General features: G+C 65.4%; 18 protein-coding genes. 5 read left to right on the forward strand and 13 right to left on the reverse strand.

Going from position 1 to position 20,072, the window contains the following annotated elements; genetic code table 11:
* Positions 1-7: 7 nt before the first annotated feature.
* Both motB and motA read right to left on the reverse strand, forming a co-directional pair.
* Positions 8-1,030, reverse strand: coding sequence for a flagellar motor protein MotB (gene motB, locus ACIPG5_RS04085; protein ID WP_236237110.1), 1,023 nt, complete (start codon positions 1,028-1,030; stop codon positions 8-10).
* A 3-nt stretch (positions 1,031-1,033) separates the two neighbouring features.
* A complete protein-coding gene (gene motA / locus ACIPG5_RS04090) occupies positions 1,034-1,885 on the reverse strand; it encodes a flagellar motor stator protein MotA (RefSeq protein WP_176516099.1) in 852 nt (283 codons plus the stop codon).
* A 130-nt stretch (positions 1,886-2,015) separates the two neighbouring features.
* Here motA and ACIPG5_RS04095 point away from each other — a divergent pair, with 130 nt between their 5' ends.
* Genes ACIPG5_RS04095 through asd form a run of 3 tightly spaced genes read left to right on the forward strand, consistent with a single transcriptional unit; the run spans position 2,016 to position 5,280 of the window.
* Positions 2,016-3,551: an HDOD domain-containing protein gene (locus tag ACIPG5_RS04095; protein ID WP_176516101.1), complete on the forward strand. Its 1,536-nt coding sequence runs from the start codon at positions 2,016-2,018 to the stop codon at positions 3,549-3,551.
* A gap of 46 nt (positions 3,552-3,597) precedes the next feature.
* On the forward strand, positions 3,598-4,407 hold the full coding sequence (locus tag ACIPG5_RS04100; RefSeq protein WP_176516103.1) for a rhodanese-like domain-containing protein: 810 nt from the start codon (positions 3,598-3,600) through the stop codon (positions 4,405-4,407).
* 9 nt (positions 4,408-4,416) lie between these two features.
* Positions 4,417-5,280: an archaetidylserine decarboxylase gene (asd, locus tag ACIPG5_RS04105; protein WP_401373462.1), complete on the forward strand. Its 864-nt coding sequence runs from the start codon at positions 4,417-4,419 to the stop codon at positions 5,278-5,280.
* Positions 5,281-5,404: 124 nt separating this feature from the next.
* Here the strand turns inward: asd and serB are convergent, their stop codons facing one another.
* Positions 5,405-6,619, reverse strand: a complete 1,215-nt coding sequence (gene serB, locus ACIPG5_RS04110; RefSeq protein WP_176516107.1) for a phosphoserine phosphatase SerB — start codon at positions 6,617-6,619, stop codon at positions 5,405-5,407.
* A gap of 135 nt (positions 6,620-6,754) precedes the next feature.
* Here serB and ACIPG5_RS04115 point away from each other — a divergent pair, with 135 nt between their 5' ends.
* A complete protein-coding gene (locus tag ACIPG5_RS04115) occupies positions 6,755-8,224 on the forward strand; it encodes a histidine kinase (RefSeq protein WP_401373464.1) in 1,470 nt (489 codons plus the stop codon).
* A gap of 203 nt (positions 8,225-8,427) precedes the next feature.
* On the opposite strand, the gene ACIPG5_RS04120 is transcribed toward ACIPG5_RS04115, so the two are convergent.
* From ACIPG5_RS04120 to ACIPG5_RS04160, 9 genes are all read right to left on the reverse strand, one after another.
* Positions 8,428-9,138, reverse strand: a complete 711-nt coding sequence (locus ACIPG5_RS04120; protein ID WP_176516111.1) for a membrane integrity-associated transporter subunit PqiC — start codon at positions 9,136-9,138, stop codon at positions 8,428-8,430.
* A gap of 174 nt (positions 9,139-9,312) precedes the next feature.
* Entirely contained in the window at positions 9,313-11,571 is a 2,259-nt protein-coding gene (gene parC, locus ACIPG5_RS04125) for a DNA topoisomerase IV subunit A (RefSeq protein ID WP_176516113.1), read from the reverse strand.
* A 10-nt stretch (positions 11,572-11,581) separates the two neighbouring features.
* The gene (locus tag ACIPG5_RS04130) at positions 11,582-12,100 is read right to left on the reverse strand and encodes a TIGR02281 family clan AA aspartic protease (RefSeq protein WP_176516115.1); all 519 of its coding nucleotides are present in this window, start codon (positions 12,098-12,100) and stop codon (positions 11,582-11,584) included.
* Positions 12,097-13,083 (reverse strand): esterase-like activity of phytase family protein, encoded by a 987-nt coding sequence (locus ACIPG5_RS04135; protein ID WP_176516117.1) that lies wholly within the window; start codon positions 13,081-13,083, stop codon positions 12,097-12,099. The genes ACIPG5_RS04130 and ACIPG5_RS04135 overlap by 4 nt, the downstream gene beginning before the upstream one ends.
* Positions 13,080-14,984, reverse strand: a complete 1,905-nt coding sequence (parE, locus tag ACIPG5_RS04140) for a DNA topoisomerase IV subunit B (RefSeq protein WP_401373467.1) — start codon at positions 14,982-14,984, stop codon at positions 13,080-13,082. The genes ACIPG5_RS04135 and parE overlap by 4 nt, the downstream gene beginning before the upstream one ends.
* A 35-nt stretch (positions 14,985-15,019) precedes the next feature.
* Entirely contained in the window at positions 15,020-15,628 is a 609-nt protein-coding gene (locus tag ACIPG5_RS04145; RefSeq protein WP_401373469.1) for a YqiA/YcfP family alpha/beta fold hydrolase, read from the reverse strand.
* 210 nt (positions 15,629-15,838) lie between these two features.
* Entirely contained in the window at positions 15,839-16,642 is an 804-nt protein-coding gene (cpdA, locus tag ACIPG5_RS04150; protein WP_401373471.1) for a 3',5'-cyclic-AMP phosphodiesterase, read from the reverse strand.
* Between the two features lie 85 nt (positions 16,643-16,727).
* Positions 16,728-17,180 carry a DUF1249 domain-containing protein gene (locus ACIPG5_RS04155; RefSeq protein ID WP_027920723.1) on the reverse strand — a complete coding sequence of 151 codons (453 nt, stop codon included), beginning with the start codon at positions 17,178-17,180 and terminating at the stop codon, positions 16,728-16,730.
* The gene (locus ACIPG5_RS04160) at positions 17,171-17,788 is read right to left on the reverse strand and encodes an NUDIX domain-containing protein (RefSeq protein ID WP_176516123.1); all 618 of its coding nucleotides are present in this window, start codon (positions 17,786-17,788) and stop codon (positions 17,171-17,173) included. Before ACIPG5_RS04160 ends, ACIPG5_RS04155 begins: the two co-directional genes overlap by 10 nt.
* Before the next feature lie 185 nt (positions 17,789-17,973).
* On the opposite strand from ACIPG5_RS04160, the gene ACIPG5_RS04165 reads away from it, so the two are divergent.
* A complete protein-coding gene (locus ACIPG5_RS04165; protein ID WP_401373474.1) occupies positions 17,974-18,720 on the forward strand; it encodes an RsiV family protein in 747 nt (248 codons plus the stop codon).
* On the opposite strand, the gene cytX is transcribed toward ACIPG5_RS04165, so the two are convergent.
* Positions 18,689-19,972: a putative hydroxymethylpyrimidine transporter CytX gene (gene cytX, locus ACIPG5_RS04170; RefSeq protein ID WP_401373476.1), complete on the reverse strand. Its 1,284-nt coding sequence runs from the start codon at positions 19,970-19,972 to the stop codon at positions 18,689-18,691. The genes ACIPG5_RS04165 and cytX overlap by 32 nt on opposite strands.
* Between the last annotated feature and the right edge of the window lie 100 nt (positions 19,973-20,072).

Below are 20,072 nucleotides of genomic sequence, written 5' to 3' on the forward strand. Positions count from 1 at the left end.
TCAGGCCTTACTGGTCCTTCGCCTCGTCCATCTTCAAGGTGCCATCCTCGAAGATGTTCAGCTTCTGGCGCAGCTCACGCGGCTGCATCGGCGCGTCATCGGCACCCGGCGCCGCCGAAGCGCCCGGTGCAGCACCCGCAGGTGCCGGCGCCTGGGCCGGCGGCGTCGCCTCTGGCGTGCCCTGCTCGCCCTCGATGTTGCGCTGGGCTTTCTTGGTCAGGACGATGATGTCGATACGGCGGTTGACCGGGTTGAACGGGTCCTTGCGATCGAACAGCGACGACGAGGCGTAGCCCACCACGCGCGCCACCTGGTCATCCGGGTAGCCACCGGCCACCAACGCACGGCGCGCGGCATTGGCACGGTTGGCCGACAGTTCCCAGTTGCCGAACTCACCGCTGCCCGAATAAGGCTTGGCATCGGTATGGCCACTGATGCTGATCTTGTTCGGCACCGCCTTGATGGTGTCGGCCATGGCCAGCAGGATGTCCTCGAAGTACGGCTGCAGGCGCGCGCTGCCAATGTCGAACATCGGCCGGTTCTCGGCATCCATGATCTGGATGCGCAGGCCGTCCTGGGTGATCTCGAACAGGATCTGGTCCTTGAACTTCTGCAGCTGCGGGTTCTCTTCGACCTTGTTCTGCAACTCCTGCAGCAACAGCTCCAGGCGCTCGCGCTCCACCTGCTCGGCCATGGTCTCGACCTGGTCCTTGTCCAGCTGGATGCTGGTGTCAGGCGTAGGCTCGGACTTTTCTTCCGGGTTGATGGTCTTTTCCGGCGCCAGCTGGGGCGATCCGCCCAGGTCGATGACGTAGGGCGTACCACTCTCGGAGAAGCCGATCGGGTCCTTGAAGTAGCCGGCAATGGCGATCTTCTGTTCCGGCGTGGCGGTGGACAGCAGCCACAGCACCAGGAAGAACGCCATCATCGCCGTGGCGAAGTCGGCGAAGGCGATCTTCCAGGCACCCCCGTGGTGCCCGCCACCATAGCGCTTGACGCGCTTGATGATTATCGGCTGATTGTTTTCCATGGATCAGCGACCGCGAACCGCTTGTTCCAGCTCGGCGAAGCTTGGGCGATGCTTGGGGTACAGCACCTTGCGCCCGAACTCCACGGCCAGCGAAGGCGGCATGCCGGAGGCCGAGGCCACCAGCGACGCCTTGATCGACTCATAGAGGTTGAGCTCCTCCTTGGCATCGTGCTCCAGGCACTTGGCCAGCGGGCCGAAGAAGCCGTAGGCCGCCAGAATACCGAAGAAGGTACCCACCAGCGCCGCACCCACGTGCAGGCCAATGGACTTCTGATCGCCCTCACCCAGCGACGCCATGGTCACCACGATACCCAGTACCGCCGCGACGATACCGAAGCCCGGCATGCCGTCGGCAATGCCGGAGACCGCGTGCGACGGGTGCTCGAGCTCTTCCTTCATGCTCAGCAGCTCCATGTCGAACAGGCCTTCGAGCTCATGGGGCGCCATGTTGCCGGTGGACATGATGCGCAGGTAGTCGCAGATGAACGCGGTCATGCGCTCATCGCCCAGCACCGCAGGGTACTTGGCGAAGATCGGGCTGGCCGCGGCGTCCTCGATGTCGCCCTCGATGGCCATCATGCCCTCGCGACGGCTCTTGTTGAGAATCTCGTAGATAAGGCCCAGCACTTCCAGGTAGAAGGTGTGGGTGAAGCGCGAGCCGAACATCTTCATCGACTTCTTGATTACATGCATGGTCATGTAACCCGGGTTGGCCTGCATGAAAGCGCCAAAGGCCGCACCGCCGATGATCAGCACTTCGAACGGCTGGATCAGCGCCGCGATCTTGCCGTGGGAGAGCACATATCCGCCGAGCACGCTCGCGAATACGACGATGATGCCGATAATTTTAGCCATAGGTTCAAAGCACTTGCTGTCGTGGTCAGGGTGAGGGACGGGAGCTTTAAAACTCTTCTTCTACTTATCGGCAGAACTGCGCCAGACTATAGCCACATAATGAGAAAAGCCAGTTTGGACTGATGTCAAAATGCCAATGGAATCCAAGGTGTCCACTCAGAATCCGCGTACCCTAGAGGCCTGGGTAAAACTGCTCGACGGTGTGCGTGTACCGGTGCCGAAGCAGAGTTACGACCGGGTCATGAGCGCCATCAACGATAGCCGCCGCTCCTTGCGCGACATCGCCGAACTGATGCAGGACAGCCCGGCCCTGGTGCTGTCGGTGATGCGCGAGGCCAATCACTCGGCCAACGCCAGCCAGGCCGAACCGGCCGAGAGCCTGGAAATCGCCCTCAACCGCCTGGGCCTGGCGCGCACCCGCGAGCTGCTCACCCGCCTGCCGGCAGTGCCGGAGGCCGAGGTTCCGCCGGTGCTGGGCCAGTTCCTGATGATCAGCCAGCATGCCGCGCAGCAGGCCAGCGGCCTGTTCGCCAGCCGCCTGGCGCGGTTGTGGCAGGAAATCCACTGGGGCAGCCTGCTGTTCCTCTCGCCGCTGTGGCCCATGGCGCTGACCTGCCCCAAGCTGCTGGACACCTGGGAGCTTCGGGTTATCCACAAGGGCGAAGAGGCCGCCGAGGTCGAAGAAGAGCTGTTCGGCGTGCGCATCATGGCCCTGTGCCGAGCCGTGGCCGAACAATGGCGCCTGCCGCAGTGGGTCACCCAGGGCTACCGCCTGCTGCTCGAAGAACGCGAGCAACTGGCCCAGGTGCTGAGTATCGCCCGCGACGAAGACCTGCTTAGCCAACAGCACCGCCTGGACGAAACACCGGGCCTGCGCCGCTGGTTCAACCAGCCCGCCAACACCGTGCTGCTGGCCAACAACCTGGCGCTGGCCGCCCAGGTAGGCTGGGACAATCCGCACCTGCTGCGCTGGCAGCTGCTGACCGCGCTGTACCTGCAAACCTCGCTGGAAGACGTGCAGCAGCAGGTTCACCAACAGGCTGCCGCCAGTGCCCGGCGCCATGCCCGGCACGCGCTGTTCCACCCGGCCGAGGCATTGCTCTGGCCCTGGCAGCAACGCCGCCCGCACCCCGACATGCTGGCGCCACCACCGCCCAACGCCGAGCAGCTCGGCCTCTGGCGCACCCTGTGCCAGGGCCTGCTGGCCCAGCCCAGCCCGTTCAGCAATGGCGTGCACCTGGCCACCCAGGCGCGCGAAGCCCTGCAGGCATGCGGTATGCAGCGCATCCTGCTGCTCAACCTGGACAAAGCCAACGACCTGCTGCGCGTCCAGCAAGCGGCCGGCCTGCCGAAGGAGGCGGCGGCAATCGCCCTGCCCCTTACCCAGAACAAACTGCTGCAGAAGCTGGTCAGCAAGGCCGGGCAACTGCGCCTGACGCCAGAAAACCACGGCCAGTTCTCTGCCCTGTTGCCGCCGGCCCTGCGCGCGCTGTTTCGCAGCGAACACGTGCTGCTGCGCTCGCTGGCGGTCAACGACCAGGTGCTGATGCTGGCAGTGGCCGACCAGGGCGGCAAACCGCTGGCCGACGTCAGCGTGCAGGCCTTTGGCAAAACCGCGCAATGCATCGAACGCGCCCTGGCGGTGTTTGCCAATCGCAATGCCTGACCCTTGCGCTACAATCGCCCCCCTCTTTCCACACTGGAGACCGTGGATGACAGACTTTTCCGGATTGCCCCTGGTGATCGAGCCCGAGGATCTGCTGCCGCGCCTGGGCTCAGCGCAACTGATCCTGGTCGACCTGAGCAGCGCCAACCGCTATGTCAGCGGCCACATCCCCGGCGCTCGCTTCGTCGAGGGCAAGCGCACCCAGCTGGGCCTGCCGCCTGCGCCCGGCCTGCTGCCGGCCGTTGCCGACCTGGAGAAACTGTTCAGCGAACTCGGCCATCGCGACGATGCCGTCTACGTGGTCTACGACGACGAAGGCGGCGGCTGGGCCGGGCGCTTCATCTGGCTGCTCGACGTGATCGGCCATCGGGCCTATCACTACCTCAACGGCGGCATCCAGGCCTGGCCGGCCGACAAGCTGGTCACCGAAGTGCCGCCTGCGGCCAACACGCCTGTGCGCCTGCACGTGCATGGCGAGCCCACCGCCACCCGCGAATACCTGCAAAGCCGCCTGGGCGCCGACGACCTGGTCATCTGGGATGCCCGCGCACCGCAGGAATTCAGTGGCGAGAAGGTCTTGGCAGCCAAGGGCGGGCATATCCCCGGCGCCATCAATTTCGAATGGACCGCCGGCATGGACCTCAACGACCACCTGCGCATTCGCCAGGACATCGCCGAAGTCCTGCAGCAATTGGGCATCACGCCCGACAAGGAAGTGATCACCCATTGCCAGTCACACCGCCGCTCCGGTTTCACCTACCTGGTGGCCAAAGCCCTCGGTTACCCGCGCATCAAGGCCTACGCCGGGTCGTGGAGTGAATGGGGCAACCACCCGGACACGCCTGTAGAAGTTTAAGGAACCTGCATGAAATCCCGTTTGTTCATCATCAGCCAGTACCTGCTGCCGCACCACCTGCTGTCGCGGTTGGCCGGCTGCGTCGCCGAGTGCCGCGCACGCTGGTTCAAGAATGCCTTCACCGCCTGGTTCGCCAAGCGCTACCAGGTGAACATGAGCGAAGCGCTGGTCGAAGACCTGAGTGCCTACGAGCACTTCAACGCCTTCTTCACCCGTGCGCTGAAGCCGGGCGCGCGCCCGCTGGACGAAACCCCGGGGGCGATCCTCTGCCCGGCCGACGGTGCCGTCAGCCAGCTCGGCCCGATCGAGCACGGCCGCATCTTCCAGGCCAAGGGCCACAGCTTCAGCGCCCTGGAGCTGCTCGGCGGCGACCCGGCCCTGGCCGCGCCGTTCATGGGCGGCGAGTTCGCCACCATCTACCTGTCGCCCAAGGACTACCACCGCGTGCACATGCCGCTGGCCGGCACCCTGCGCGAGATGGTCTATGTGCCGGGCCGCCTGTTCTCGGTGAACCAGACCACGGCGGAAAACGTCCCTGAACTGTTCGCCCGCAACGAGCGCGTCGTGTGCCTGTTCGATACCGAGCGCGGGCCGATGGCCGTGGTGCTGGTCGGTGCGATGATCGTTGCCTCGATCGAGACGGTCTGGGCAGGCTTGGTCACGCCGCCCAAGCGTGAGCTGAAGACTTTCCGCTATGACGAAGGCAGCCGTGCGCCGATCCACCTGGACAAAGGTGCGGAGCTGGGCCGCTTCAAGCTGGGCTCCACGGCCATCGTGCTGTTCGGGCCGGAGCAGGTGAAATGGGCCGAAACCCTGGGTGCCGGTTCGGCTACCCGCATGGGTGAGCTGCTGGCGGTGCCTGCGCAGGGTTGATTCGCCCTCGGGGCTGCTTTGCAGCCCTTTCGCGACACAAGGCCGCTCCTACAGGGGATCGCGTACACCTGTAGGAGCGGCCTTGTGTCGCGAAAGGGCCGCAAAGCGGCCCCAATATTCCAGATCAGACGCGGGCGTCGCGGTCGCGCAGCCCCAACAGATACAGCACCCCATCCAGCCCCAGGGTCGAAATCGCCTGCTTGGCCGACTGACGCACCAGCGGCTTGGCACGGAAGGCCACACCCAGGCCCGCCAGCGACAGCATCGGCAGGTCGTTGGCCCCGTCACCCACGGCAATCGTCTGCTCCAGCTGCAAGCCCTCTTCGCTCGCCAGCTGCTGCAGCAGCTCGGCCTTGCGCTGGGCATCGACGATCGGCTCCACGGCCACGCCGGTCACCTTGCCGTCGACCACTTCCAGCTCGTTGGCGAACACGTAGTCGATGCCCAGGCGCGCCTGCACCTGCTTGGCGAAGTAGGTGAAGCCACCGGAAAGGATCGCGGTCTTGTAGCCCAGGCGCTTGAGTTCGGCGAACAGGTTCTCGGCGCCTTCGGTCAGGCGCAGGGAAGCGCCGATCTCGTCGAGCACGCCGACATCCAGGCCCTTGAGCAGCGCCATGCGCTCCTTGAAGCTGGCGCGAAAATCCAGCTCGCCGCGCATCGCCCGCTCGGTGATGGCCGCGACCTGCTCGCCGACGCCCGCCGCCTTGGCCAGCTCGTCGATGACCTCGGCCTCGATCAGCGTCGAGTCCATGTCGAACACCGCCAGGCGGCGGTTGCGGCGGAACAGGTCATCCTTCTGGAAGGCAATGTCGATGCTCAGCGCTTCGGACAAGGCAAAGAAGTCGGCGCGCAGGGCCTGGGCATCGCTCGGCACGCCACGCACGGAAATTTCCACGGCAGCCTTGCCTTTTTCGCTCGCGGCATCGAGGCCGACGCGGGCAGACAGGCGCTCGATGCGCTCGATGGTCAGGCCGTACTGGCTGATGACCGCACTCACCCGCTGCAGCTGCTCGGGGGTGATCTTGCGGCTGAGCAGGGTGACGATGTGGCGAGCCTCACCGTGGCCATCGGCCCAGTGCTGGTAATCGGCCTCGGAAATCGGCGTGTAGCGGGCCTGCAGGTTCAGCTCATGGGCCTTGGACTGCACGCTCTGCAGCAGGCTGGTGGCCACTTCGTTGTCCGGGATATCGACCAGGATGCCGAACGACAAGGTGCCGTGCATGACGGCCAGGCCGATGTCGAGGATGTTCACACCGCCCTGGAGCAGGACGCCGGTAATTGCGGCGGTGAGACCGGGACGGTCCTCACCGGTGATGTTGATCAGGACGATTTCGCGCACAACCTGGCTCCGACTTCGATGAAAAATGCGCATTCTACCGATTTTCCGTGACCATCGGGCGCCATCGATACTTTGCCGACAAAACACGGGTCGCTATACTGCGCAACACTTTTCCGCCACTAAGAGCCGCGCTCTGTGAACCGGCCCACGCCCGTCAAACCAGACAACTTCTTCCTCATGATCTTCCGAGCCCTGCGCCAACGTCGCGTTCCACTGGCACTGCGCATCGCCAGCACCAACATTTTCCTGGTGGCGCTGGCGTTGGTGATCTATGCCTGCGTGATGGGCCTGCAGTTCAAGCAGGCCATGCACGAACAGGCCGACGCCCTTGGCCAGAGCCTGACCACCCAGACCGCCACCTCGGCGACCGAGCTGCTGGTGTCCAACGACATCCTCAGCCTCAACGTGCTGCTGGGTAACCTGGTGAAGAACCCCTTGGTGGCCCATGCGGCGATCTACAGCGTCGACAACCGCATCCTCGCCGAGGCCGGCCAGCGCCCGCGCAACAGCCTGCTGGGCGAGACGCAAGGCCTGTACCAGACCAAGATCACCTTCCAGGACGTGACCGCCGGGCAGTTGCGCATCAGCCTGGACATGAACCAGTTCCAGCAGCCGATGCTGATCAGCCTGCAGAGCATGGGCATCCTGGCCGCGATCCTGCTGGCCCTGGCGCTGAGCCTGAGCCTGCGCCAAGGCCGCCACATCACCCTGCCGCTGCTGCAGCTGCGTGTCTGGCTGCGCGACCCGCACCCCTACACCCCGGCGATCGACCGCCAGGATGAGATCGGCGATATCGCCCGCCAGCTGCACGCCCGCCTGGCTCCGCCGCCACCGCCGGAGCCGGAGCCTGCGCCTGAAGAAGAACCTGAAGACGAGTTCGACGACCTGCACGAGGCTGCGCCCGCGCCGGCGCCCAAAGCTGCGCCACGCGCCAAGGTCACGGCCGACGTCGACGAAGACGACGACGAGGCCTTTGCCGGGCTGCTGGACGAAGAGCCCGCACCCAAGCCGACCGTGGTCAAGTCCGACGAACCGCAGTACACCGCAGTGCTGGCGGTGCAGCTCGGCTCCCAGGAGCAACTGCGTCGCCTGCCGCGCACACGCCTGACCGAACTGCTGGAGCGCTACCGCGACTGCCTGGAACAGGCGGCGTCGCTGTACGAGGGTGAAACCTTCACGCTCAATGACGGCAGCACCCTGGTGCTGTTCCACAGCAGCGACTGCGGCGAGGACTACCTGACCAACGCCATTTGCTGCGGCGAGCTGCTGCGCGCCCTGGGGCACGCCCTGCAGATCGAGGTAGCCGACAGTGGCATCACCCTGCAACTGCAGCTTGGCCTGACCCTGGGCGACGACCTGCAGGGGCTGGAGCAGGTCGACCTGCTGCTGGAGGAAAAGGCCCAGGATGCCCTGGCGCTGTCCCAGCACAGCCGTAACCTGCTGCTGGTGGAGCGGCCGATCAGCGATGACGCACTGATTCGCCAACGTGCCCGTATTCGGCCGATTGCCAGCCCTGAGGGCGCCTGCTGCGTGGAGCGGCTGATGGAGCCTTATCCGTCGATGCTGGAGCGCCAGCTGGCGCGGATGCACGAGCGCAGGGCGTAAGGCCAAGCGCCGCTGTTCGTAGGAGCGGCCTTGTGTCGCGAAAGGGCCGCAAAGCGGCCCCAGCAATATCAGCAGCGCCGCGAGATCCTGGGGCCGCCTTGCGGCCCTTTCGCGACACAAGGCCGCTCCTACAAGGGCATGCGTCAAACCAGGCAATAAAAAAGCCCGCACATGTGCGGGCTTTTTCGTGACTGGCGCAAGTATCAGAACCGATAGACTTCCATATCGGTACGGATCGGCGAAGCCATCGGGATCTTCGACTTCTCCGGCTCCTTCTTCACCTGCACCGGTGCTGCAGGCTTCTTCGGCGCCTCCTCGGCGATCGCCGGCTGGTTGGCCAGCGGCTTGACCGCCGCGCTCAACTGTTCGGCCAGCTTCTGCAACAGCTGCCCCTGAGCCTGCACCTGCGACGACTCGGTACCCTCATGCTGCTGCTCGAGGTGAACGATGCGGTTGTCGCGCACATGGCCACGGCGGTCGAGCAAACGCCATTGGGCGTCGAGAATCGCCGGCTGGTTCTTGCCCGAGTCCAGGCGGGTGATCGACAGCAACACCTGCACGTCTGGCGAGAAGCCGGTGCTGGCCGGCGACAGCACAACGCGCTGGCTGTCCAGGCGCCAGGCCAGCTGACGCACCAGCAGTTGATCGATGTCTGCCGACAGGCTACCCGCCCAACGACCGTCGGTCGCCGAACTCAGGCTGCCATCGGCCTGGCGCTGCAGGAAGGTTTCACGTTGCAGGTAATCGGCAATCGACACCGGGCCGAGCACCACGGCCATGCCCGCACTTTGCGAAGGCTGGCCAGGATCACCGCTGTCGAGCTGATACAGGGCAACCGGCTGATGCATGCTGCATCCGCTCAGCCCCAGCAAGCCCGTCATCAACAGCGCAAATGGAAGGCGCAGAAATTTCATTCATCCCATCCAAGCGGTCGCCCCCGGCAAACCGCAGTGATACTGATATTCGTTCATTCGGGCACACGGCCACGCCGGCACCGCAAGGGCACTATCATCCGCGAAATATCGGCCCGACTCCAGCATTTCCGCCTGGAACGGCGCTGAAAATGCCGTTCCAGACCACTCATCGGGTCAGGCCGGGCCTTCTACCTGCAACCCATCGACACGCTGGAAGCCGCGTGGCAGCTTGCTACCACGCCGGCCGCGTTCACCCTTGTAATGCTCGAGGTCGTCGGGCTTCAGTGACAGGGTACGCTTGCCGGCTTGCAAAACAAGGGTCGCACCCTCGGCAATCACGGCCAGGTCGGTGACATATTCTTCACGACTGGCCACTCGATCACCTGGCACGCCAATGATCTTGTTGCCCTTGCCTTTGCCCAGCTGCGGCAGGTCGGCCACCTTGAACACCAGCAGGCGGCCTTCGGTGGTCACTGCCGCCAGCCAGTCCTGCTCACGGTTGGCCACCGGGCGCGGGCTCATCACCTTGGAGCCGTTGGGCAGGCTGATCAGGCCCTTGCCGGCCTTGTTCTTGGCCTGCAGGTCTTCACCCTTGACCACGAAGCCGTAGCCGGCGTCGGACGCCACCACATACAGGGCATCGTCTTCAGGCAACAGCACGCATTCGAAGGTCGCGCCCGGCGGCGGCGTCAGCCGGCCGGTCAGCGGCTCGCCCTGGCCCCGCGCCGAAGGCAGGCTATGGGCTGGCAGTGAATAACTGCGCCCGGTGGAGTCGATGAGCACGGCAAATTGGTTGGAACGGCCAGCGGCTGCGGCCTTGAAGCCATCGCCCGCCTTGTAGGAAAGGCCGGTGGCATCGATGTCGTGGCCCTTGGCGCAACGCACCCAGCCCTTCTCCGACAGCACCACGGTGACAGGCTCAGTCGGCATCAGCTCGTTTTCGGACAGCGCCTTGGCCTCCGCGCGCTCGACGATCGGCGAACGGCGCGCATCGCCGTAGGTTTCGGCATCCTTGATCAGCTCGCTGCGCACCAGCTTGCGCAGCTTGGCGTCGCTGCCCAGCAGGGCCTGCAGCTTGGCCTGCTCCTTGAGCAGCTCGTCCTGCTCGCCACGGATCTTCATCTCTTCCAGGCGCGCCAGCTGACGCAGGCGGGTCTCGAGGATGTATTCGGCCTGGATCTCGGACAGCTCGAAACGGGCGATCAACGCCTGCTTGGGGTGCTCCTCGGTGCGGATGATGTGGATCACTTCATCCAGGTTGAGGAACGCGGTGAGCAAGCCTTCCAACAGGTGCAGGCGCTTCTCGACCTTGTCCAGGCGGTGCTGCAGCCGGCGACGAACGGTGCCGATGCGGAACTCCAGCCACTCCAGCAGCAAGGCGCGCAAATTCTTCAGCTGCGGCCGGCCATCGAGGCCGATGATGTTGACGTTGACCCGGTAGCTGCTTTCCAGGTCGGTGGTGGCGAACAGGTGCTGCATCAGCTCGGCCGCATCCACCCGGTTGGAGCGCGGGATGATGACGATACGGCAGGGGTTCTCGTGGTCCGACTCGTCACGCAGGTCGGCGACCATCGGCAGCTTCTTGGCCTGCATCTGCGCGGCGATCTGCTCCAGCACCTTGGCGCCGGAGACCTGGTGCGGCAGCGCGGTGACGACGATGTCGCCGTCCTCGACGCGGTACACCGCACGCATGCGGATCGAGCCACGGCCGCTTTCGTAGATCTTCAGGATCTCGGCACGCGGGGTGATGATTTCGGCTTCGGTCGGGTAGTCGGGGCCCTGGATATGCTCGCACAGCTGCTCGAGGGTGGCCTTGGGCTCGTCGAGCAGGCGCACGCAGGCGCTGGCCACTTCGCGCAGGTTGTGCGGCGGAACGTCGGTGGCCATGCCCACGGCAATGCCGGTGGTGCCGTTGAGCAGGATGTTCGGCAGCCGCGCCGGCAACACCGCCGGCTCCTGCAGGGTGCCGTCGAAGTTCGGCACCCAGTCCGCGGTGCCCTGGCCCAGCTCGCTGAGCAGCACTTCGGAATAGCGCGACAGCCGCGCCTCGGTATAACGCATGGCGGCGAACGACTTCGGATCGTCCGGCGCACCCCAGTTACCCTGGCCATCGACCAGCGTGTAGCGGTAGCTGAACGGCTGCGCCATCAGCACCATGGCCTCGTAGCAGGCCGAATCGCCGTGGGGGTGGAACTTGCCGAGCACGTCGCCGACGGTACGCGCCGACTTCTTGTGCTTGGCATCGGCATCGAGCCCCAACTCGCTCATGGCATAGACGATGCGTCGCTGCACAGGCTTCAGGCCATCGCCGATATGCGGCAGGGCCCGGTCCATGATCACGTACATGGAGTAGTTGAGGTAGGCCTGTTCGGTGAAGTCAGCCAACGAACGGCGTTCGACGCCGTCGAGGCTGAGTTCCAGTGAGTCGCTCATGCGGGCCTCGTCATTTCAGGTTCTGGCGCAGCAGCATGGTGCCGCCGCGCTGGGTAAATTCAAGTTGTTTCAGTGCGCTCATGCCGAGCAGCACGGTTTGCCCATCCAGCCCGGGCACCACCAGGGCGCGCACGTTCTGCAGGCGGATATCGCCAAGCTGCAGGCTGTCCAGGCGCGTGCGGTAGCCTTCGGTACGGCCATTGGCGGTACTGAGCATCACCGGGCTGCCACGCTGCAGGGCCAGGTCGCGAGCCAGCACCTCGGGGATCGCCACGTCGGTGGCGCCGGTGTCGAGCATGAAATGCACCGCTTGGCCATTGATCGCGCCATCGGCCACGAAATGGCCCTGGCCGTTGCCCAGCAGGCGCACCTCGATGAAGCCTTCGCCATGCGCCGATTGCACCTGGGCATTGGGGTTGCTCTGGCGCGTCTCCCAGTCTCCGAAGAAACGCGTGGCGAGGAACATCGCCGCCGCCCAGGCGACGATCATCAGTACCCTGCCCGCACGCTTGCCCGGTGCCTGGCTCATGGTTTGGCGCTCCAGCCACCTTGCGGTGCGTCGAAGCGCCAGACCACCGGCCGGCTTTCGCCATCGGCGCGGTCGCCGTTGTTGTTGTCGATACCGACCCAGGCGCCCTTGGCGTCGATCACCAGGGCTTCGGCCAGGCCGAACGGCTGATCGTAGAGGCGCTGCGGCACCAGCGCATCGGCGGCGAACGACCAGCAGCGCTCGACCTTGCCGCTGTCGGCATCACGCCGGCAGATGCGGTAGGCATTGCGCTCGAGGGTGAACAGCTTGCCCTCGAACCAGGCCAGGTCGGCAAAATCCCGCGCCAGCGCCCGCGCGTTGGGCATCTGCGGCGGCTGCATTTCCACCCCGGCCTCGCTCAGCAGCACGCAGGTGGCGCCGCAGGTCCACACCGACTGCTGGCGCTCGATCGCCACCAGCCCGCGGCGCTCGCGCTCGGCGGCCAGCCACAGGCGGTCGCCGGCGGGGTTGATCGCCAGGCCTTCGAACAAGGCGTTGAAGTGCAGCAGCATGCCGCTGGCACGGGCCTGGCGAATCATCGCCGGGTCGATCTTCAGCCAATCCGGCTCACCTTCGAGCGGCAATTGCAGCACCGCCGCATGGGCTTCGCTGACCAGGTAGATGTTGTCGGCCTGATCGCAGGTGATGCCTTCGTAGTCCAGCTCGCCTCCGCGGATGTACGACGCGGCCCAATTGCGGGTCTTCAAGCCCCAGGGCAAGCCGCTCTCCGGCACCGGCGGCGGCGTGAAGGTCAAGGGTTGGGCGCGCCACACGCTGCCTTGCTGGTCGAGGCGGTAGATGCGGTCGTCGTCGCGGTCGGAAACACCCCACAGCGCACCACGGCAAATGGCCAACCCGGAAAGGTTGCCACCGCGCATGCCGTCGATTGGGTGCTCGGCTACCAGCTTCAGCTCTGGCCAGTTGCCCGCCAGGCTTGGCAGGGCAACGAGGCTCAGCAGCACTGCGGCCAGCAGACGAATCAAACCAGGACCTCGGCCAGGTTGCCTTTGGTTTCCAGCCAGTTCTTGCGATCGCCTGCGCGTTTCTTGGCCAGCAGCATGTCCATGATCTCGGTGGTGCCCGGCAGGTCGTCCAGGGTCAGCTGGACCAGGCGACGGGTGTTCGGGTCCATGGTGGTTTCACGCAGCTGCGGCGGGTTCATCTCGCCCAGGCCCTTGAATCGCGTGACCTGTGGCTTGCCGCGCTTCTTCTCGGCGACCAGCCGGTCAAGGATGCCGTCGCGCTCGGCTTCGTCGAGCGCGTAGTAGATTTCCTTGCCCAGGTCGATGCGGTACAGCGGCGGCATGGCGACATACACGTGGCCGGCTTCCACCAGCGGGCGGAAGTGCTGGACGAACAGGGCGCACAGCAGGGTGGCGATGTGCAGGCCGTCGGAGTCGGCGTCGGCGAGGATGCAGATCTTGCCGTAGCGCAGCTGCGACAGGTCGGCGGCGCCGGGGTCGACACCGATGGCCACGGCAATGTTGTGCACTTCCTGGCTGGCCAGCACTTCACCGCCGTCCACTTCCCAGGTGTTGAGGATCTTGCCGCGCAGCGGCAGGATCGCCTGGAACTCCTTGTCCCGCGCCTGCTTGGCCGAACCACCGGCGGAGTCGCCCTCGACCAGGAACAGCTCGGCGCGCATCGGGTCCTGCCCGGCGCAGTCGGCCAGTTTGCCCGGCAATGCCGGGCCCTGGGTGATGCGCTTGCGCTCGACCTTCTTGCTCGCCTTCAGGCGGCGCCCGGCGTTGCTGATGGCCAGCTCCGCCAGCTGCATGCCCACTTCGGGGTGGGCGTTGAGCCACAGGCTGAAAGCGTCCTTGACCACGCCCGAAACGAAGGCCGCGGCCTCGCGGGACGACAGGCGTTCCTTGGTCTGCCCGGAGAATTGCGGCTCCTGCATCTTCATCGAGAGCACGAAGGTGATGCGTTCCCAGACGTCTTCCGGCGCCAGCTTCACCCCACGTGGCAGCAGGTTGCGGAACTCGCAGAATTCGCGCATCGCATCCAGAAGGCCCTGGCGCAGGCCGTTGACGTGGGTACCGCCCTGGGCGGTGGGGATCAGGTTGACGTAGCTTTCCTGAACGCTGTCGCCACCTTCGGGCAGCCACAGCAAGGCCCAGTCCACGGCTTCCTTGTTGCCGGCCAGGCTGCCGCAGAACGGCTCGTCAGGCAGACGCAGGAACTCGCTGACCGAGTCGACCAGGTAGGAGCGCAGGCCGTCTTCGTAGTGCCACTCGACCTTCTCGCCGCTGGCCTTGTCCTCGAAGCTCACCAACAGGCCCGGGCACAGCACGGCCTTGGCCTTGAGCACGTGCTTGAGGCGGCTGATGGAGAATTTCGGCGAATCGAAATACTTCGGGTCCGGGCTGAAGTACACACTGGTGCCGGTGTTGCGCTTGCCGACGCTGCCGACCACTTCCAGCTCGCTGGCCTTGAAGCCGTCGGCGAAGGTCATCTGGTACTCGTTGCCGTCGCGCTTGACGCGCACGCGCACCTGGGTCGACAGGGCGTTGACCACCGAGATACCAACGCCGTGCAGACCGCCGGAGAACTGGTAGTTCTTGTTGGAGAACTTGCCGCCGGCGTGCAGCTTGGTGAGGATCAGCTCGACACCCGACACGCCTTCTTCGGGGTGGATATCCACCGGCATGCCGCGGCCGTCGTCGCTCACTTCCAGCGAGTGGTCGGCATGCAGGATGACCTGGACCGACCGGGCGTGGCCGGCCAGGGCTTCGTCGACGCTGTTGTCGATGACTTCCTGGGCCAGGTGGTTCGGCCGGCTGGTATCGGTGTACATGCCCGGCCGCTTGCGGACCGGGTCAAGGCCCGAGAGGACTTCGATGGCGTCTGCGTTATAGGCGCTAGCGCTGGGATTGGCCATGGGTTCTCGTCGTCAGTCTGGTGAATGCGAAAAAATCAAAATACAGAAAAATCGAGTGCCGCGTATTGCTGCCGGGCAACCCCGGCGAACGCCAGCAGGGCCGGCAGCTGCGCGGCAAAACCCTGGTAGCTGTGGTCGCCACCGGCCTGGATGCGCAGGGCACAGGCTCGGTAATAGCGTTCGGCGTCGCGATAGTCCAGGGTTTCATCGGCGGTCTGCAACCACACTTGATAGCGGCTGGGGTCTTTGAGTGCCGGCACTTCCAGTTCGGCCAACGCCTGTACATGGTCGTGGGTCAGCTCCCAGGTTTCACCGGTGTAGTGGTTACGCTGGCTGCCGAGATAGCCGTCGAAGCGCTTGTGCGGGGTGACTGCCGGGTTGACCAGCAGCGCCTTCAGGCCATGGCGCTCGGCCAGGTGGGTGGCATAGTAGCCGCCGAGCGAACTGCCGACCAGCAGCGGCGCACCCAGCTCGGCGATGGCCGCTTCGAGCTGGGCGATGGCCTGGCGCGGGTGATGGTGCAAGGCGGGCAGGCGCAGTTGGGCCGATAGCCCGAGCTGCTGCATCACGGCCTCTAGTTGGCGCGCCTTGGTAGACAGTGGAGAGCTGTTGAAGCCATGGATATAGAGGATGGAACCCGACATGCTGCCCCCGGAATCTTAGGCTTCGCGCCCGTGGGTGCGGGCGCAGGGATGCGCAGTGTAGCGTGTTCGCCGGGTTTTGGCGCCGCGCCAGGTTTTTCGCAACAATTTCGGCGGCGCCTTGCGCCCCAATCGCCGGCAAGCCGGCTCCCACTGGGCCTTCATGTGGGAGCCGGCTTGCCGGCGATTGGGCTGCGCAGAAGCCCCAGTTTCTCAATACCCCGGGCTGTCAAAGTCGAGCCTGACTTCGAAGTCCGTCGCTCGCTCCACCCCGGTCTCCAACCGCCCGTCGGCATGCAGGCGCAGCCACCGATACCCCGGCTGCTCCTCGCTCACCTTGAAGTCCTCGCTGCGCGCCGCGAACTGGATGCAGGTGGACGGCGTGGCCAGCAGGCGCAGGCCATCGCGCACTTCATCCCATGGCTGGTGGATGTGCCCCCAGAGCAGGGCCTTCACCTGTGGATAACCCGCCAGCCGCTGCATCAGCTCATCGGCATTGCGCAGGCCGATCGGCGCGATCCAGGCGCAACCGATATCCACCGGCTGGTGGTGGCAGCACACCAGGCAATGCCGCTCACCTGCCGTTGCCAGGGCCTCGTCGAGCACGGCCAACTGGTCCTGCGCAAGCAGCCCATGGGTCGCCCCTAGCACGGCCGTGTTGAGCATCACCACGCGCCAGCCACCCACGTCGGTCACTGCCTGCACCAGTTGCGGCGCCACCTCGGCCATCACCCGCGCCTCGTCATGGTTGCCCGGCAACCAGCGTGCAGACGCCCCCAGCCCGGCGGTCAGGTCACGAAATGCCTGGTAGGACGCGACGCTGGCGTCCTGGGACAGGTCCCCCGTGCACAGCAGCAGGTCGATACGCGGCTGCTCGCGCCGCACCTGGTCGATCACGTGGCGCAGGCTGTCGCGGGTGTTCAGGCCCAGCAGCGTGCCCGCCGGGTCGGCGAACAGGTGAGCGTCGGTCAGTTGCACCACATGCACGGGTGCCGGGGAAGGGTCTGGGTGCGGCAACGGCCGTCTCCTCGAGCGGATTCAGCGGGAATTATGGCGCTGCAGCCGCGCCGCGCAAACCGTCGAAGCAGACTGCCGTCACATTTCAGCGCACACTTGCCAGTTCGTGGCCGCAGGCCAGGCAGTGGCTCAGCCATTCGCCGAGGAACAGGTTGAGCTGGGCTTTCTCGTCCGGCTGGTGCATCGCTTCGTTGGGATACGGGTAGATGCTGCGCAGGCGCCGGGTGTGCTCGGCGCTGACCACTTCGGCCATGCGCGCATCGTGGTACACCTGCACTTCCAGGTGTGGCACCGGCAGCCAGGGCAGGCTGTGCTCCTGACGCACCCGCAAGGTGGTGGTGTAGGGGCAGGCCAGCAACACGTCGAGCACCAGCACGCCCAGCATCTGGTCGCCCTGGGTCATGCCGATGCGCCGCGAGCTCTGAGTGGTGCGCATGTCGGGCAGCAGGCGCATGAGCCGGGCATAGTTGGCCTCGCAGGCTGCTTGCAGCCCGGCCAGGTCGACCCGATAACGCTCACGCAGCAGGTTCACTTCCACATACCTCGGACTTCATCGCGGTTCAGGGCCAGCCATTGCAGGCCGATGATGGTCGCCGCATTGCAGATGCGCCCATCGCGCACAGCTTGCAGGGCATCCTCGAACGACCACACGCGTACCCGGATGTCCTCGCCCTCCTCCTCCAGGCCATGCAGGCCACCGGCACCTTCGCTGGTGCAGCGCCCGAGGAACAGGTGCACGTATTCATCACTGCCGCCCGGCGAGGGGAAATAACGCGTCATCGGCCACAGGGCACTGAAGGTCAGGCCGGCTTCTTCCTCGGCTTCACGGTGGGCCACTTCTTCCGGTTGCTCGTCCTTGTCGATCAGCCCGGCGACCATCTCGATCAGCCAGGGGTTGCCGACCTTGTCCAGCGCACCCACCCTAAACTGCTCGATCAGCACCACTTCATCGCGCTGCGGATCGTAGGGCAGCACGCACACGGCGTCGTGCCGCACGAACAGCTCACGGCTGATCTCGCGGCCCATGCCGCCAGCGAACAGCTCGTGGCGCAGGCGCAGCTTGTCGAGCTTGTAGAAGCCCTGGAAGCAATTGGCCCGCTCGATGATCTCGAAGCCCTTGGGCACTGAATTGAACGCGTCTGACATGGAAATCCTCATTACCTCAACTACCGCTTCGCGCCATCCTACTCTGCACGCCTGCCGGTTTCATCCCTTTCCGGCAACCGTTCGCCCAGTCGGGACAGCACGCCTTCTCTCTGTTAGCTTAGTGGCGAACTGAAGGCCGCGCAGACGGTCAAAGGCCGACTTTTCCCTGTTCTGCAAGGATCATCATGACACTTGTCAAACTGACTTCCGTGGCGGTGCTGGCCTTGGCCCTGGGGGCCTGCCAGAGCCTGTTCACACCCAACTACCGCGCCCCGCTCGAGGTCAAGCGCGACGCCTGGGAGCACATCAAACCTGGCTGCAGCGCCAGTGACTGCCCGCTGGTGAACATCGACACCGTGCACTTCCCGGCCCTGCCAAAACTCGACGCCATCGTCGAGAAGCGCCTGCTGCAGCTCACCGAAGACAACCAGCATGGCACCGCGCCGGCCACCTTGCAGGCCTACGAGCAGCAGTACCTGGCCACCGCCGACAAACGCAACAGCAGCTACCTGCAAGCCAAGGTACGCGAGCAGCATGACGGCCTGGTGATCGTCGAATTGTCGAGCTACCTCGACAGCGGCGGCGCCCACGGCATGCCCGGGCGCGCCTTCATCAACTATTCGCGCAAGCAGGACAAGGTGCTGACCCTGCAGGACATGCTGGTGCCGGGCCAGGAAGACACCTTCTGGAAGACCGTGGAAGAATCCCACCGCGCCTGGCTGATCAGCGTGGGCATGGACAAGGACGCCGAGTTCGTCAAGACCTGGCCGTTCCAGAAGTCCCCGCACATCGCCCTCACCTACGGCGCGGTAGTGGTCAAGTACGAGGTCTACACCATCGCGCCCTATTCCATGGGCCACGTGGAGCTCAAGATCCCCTACCCGCGCCTGAACGGCGTGCTCAAGCCTGAACTGTTTCCCGGCCGCGGCTGAGGCTCAGTAGCGCATGCAGCCCACCTGCCAGCAGCAGTGCTGGCAGGGTCGCACCCAGCGACGGCGCCTGCGCGGCGATCAGGTGATAGACCGCAACACCCACCACCCAGGCCAGCAGCGCCTGCCAGTGCAGCCCGTCGATCTGTGCCGGGGCACGGCGGCGGCGCACCAGGTAATGGTCCACCAGCACCACGCCGAACAGCGGCGCGAACACCGAACCGATCAGCAGCAGGAAGTTCTCGTACTGCGCCAGCGGCGCCAGCAGCGCGATCAAGGTGCACAGCACGCCGATGGCCAGGGCCAGGTGCTCGATCTTCACCGGCACCAGCAAGCCGCTGGAAACGGCAGCCGAATGGATATCGGCAAAGGCCTTTTCCGACTCGTCCAGCAGAATCAGCAGCAACGGGATGCCCATGCCGGCGCCCGCCAGGGCCAGCAACAAGGCATTGACCTCGCCGCTCGGGGCAAAGGCCAGGGTGTAGGCCACGCCCAGGCTCATCAGCCAGGTATTGCCGATGAAGTAGCCCAGCACGGTGCCGCCGAACACGCGCTTGGCACTGCTGGCAAAACGCGAGTAGTCGGCGATCAGCGGCAGCCACGACAGCGGCATGGCGATGACGATGTCAAAGCCCACGGCCAGCGACATCGAACCATCGCCACCGAGGTTCCACAATTGGGCCAGGTCGGCCTTGGCGAACAGGTTCCAGGTCAGCCACAGGCAAGCGCCCATCAGCACCCAGATGCCCCACTTGCGCAGGATCTTGCGCACGAAGGCCAATGGCCCGCTGACCGCCAGCAGGGTGGCCAGGCCGCCGAAGCACAGGGTCCAGAGCATCGGGCTGTTCCACAGGCTGTGTTCGCCGAAGGTGCGCGCGCCCAGCAGGCTGGCGGCGTCACGCATGACGATGATTTCGAACGCGCCCCAGCCCACCAGTTGCAGCAGGTTGAGCAGCGCCGGCAGGCGCGCGCCGTGGCGGCCCAGGCTCAGGCGCAGGGTGGCCATGGCCGAGAGGCCGGTGTCACTGCCGATCACGCCGGCGGCGCCCAGCAGCAGTACGCCCACGCCCGTGCCCAGGGCGATGGCCAGCACCGCGCCGGCCAGGCCCAGGCCGGGGGCGAGCATGGCGCCCACTTGCAGGACCATCAGGCCGATGCCGAGGGAGAACCATAGGGAGAACAGGTCGCGGGCGCCGAACGGGCGCTGGCTGGAAGGGACCGGATGGTCAGGGGAAAAATGGCTGGGGGTGGTCATGCTGATTCGTGCTCGCCAGAAAAAGTATTGAGGCCAATCGCCGGCAAGCCGGCTCCCACAGAAGGGTGTGGGAGCCGGCTTGCCGGCGATGCGGTGCGCC

It is taken from the genome of Pseudomonas sp. NPDC087029 (genome assembly GCF_044745345.1).
Classification (GTDB): Bacteria; Pseudomonadota; Gammaproteobacteria; order Pseudomonadales; family Pseudomonadaceae; genus Aquipseudomonas; species Aquipseudomonas faucium.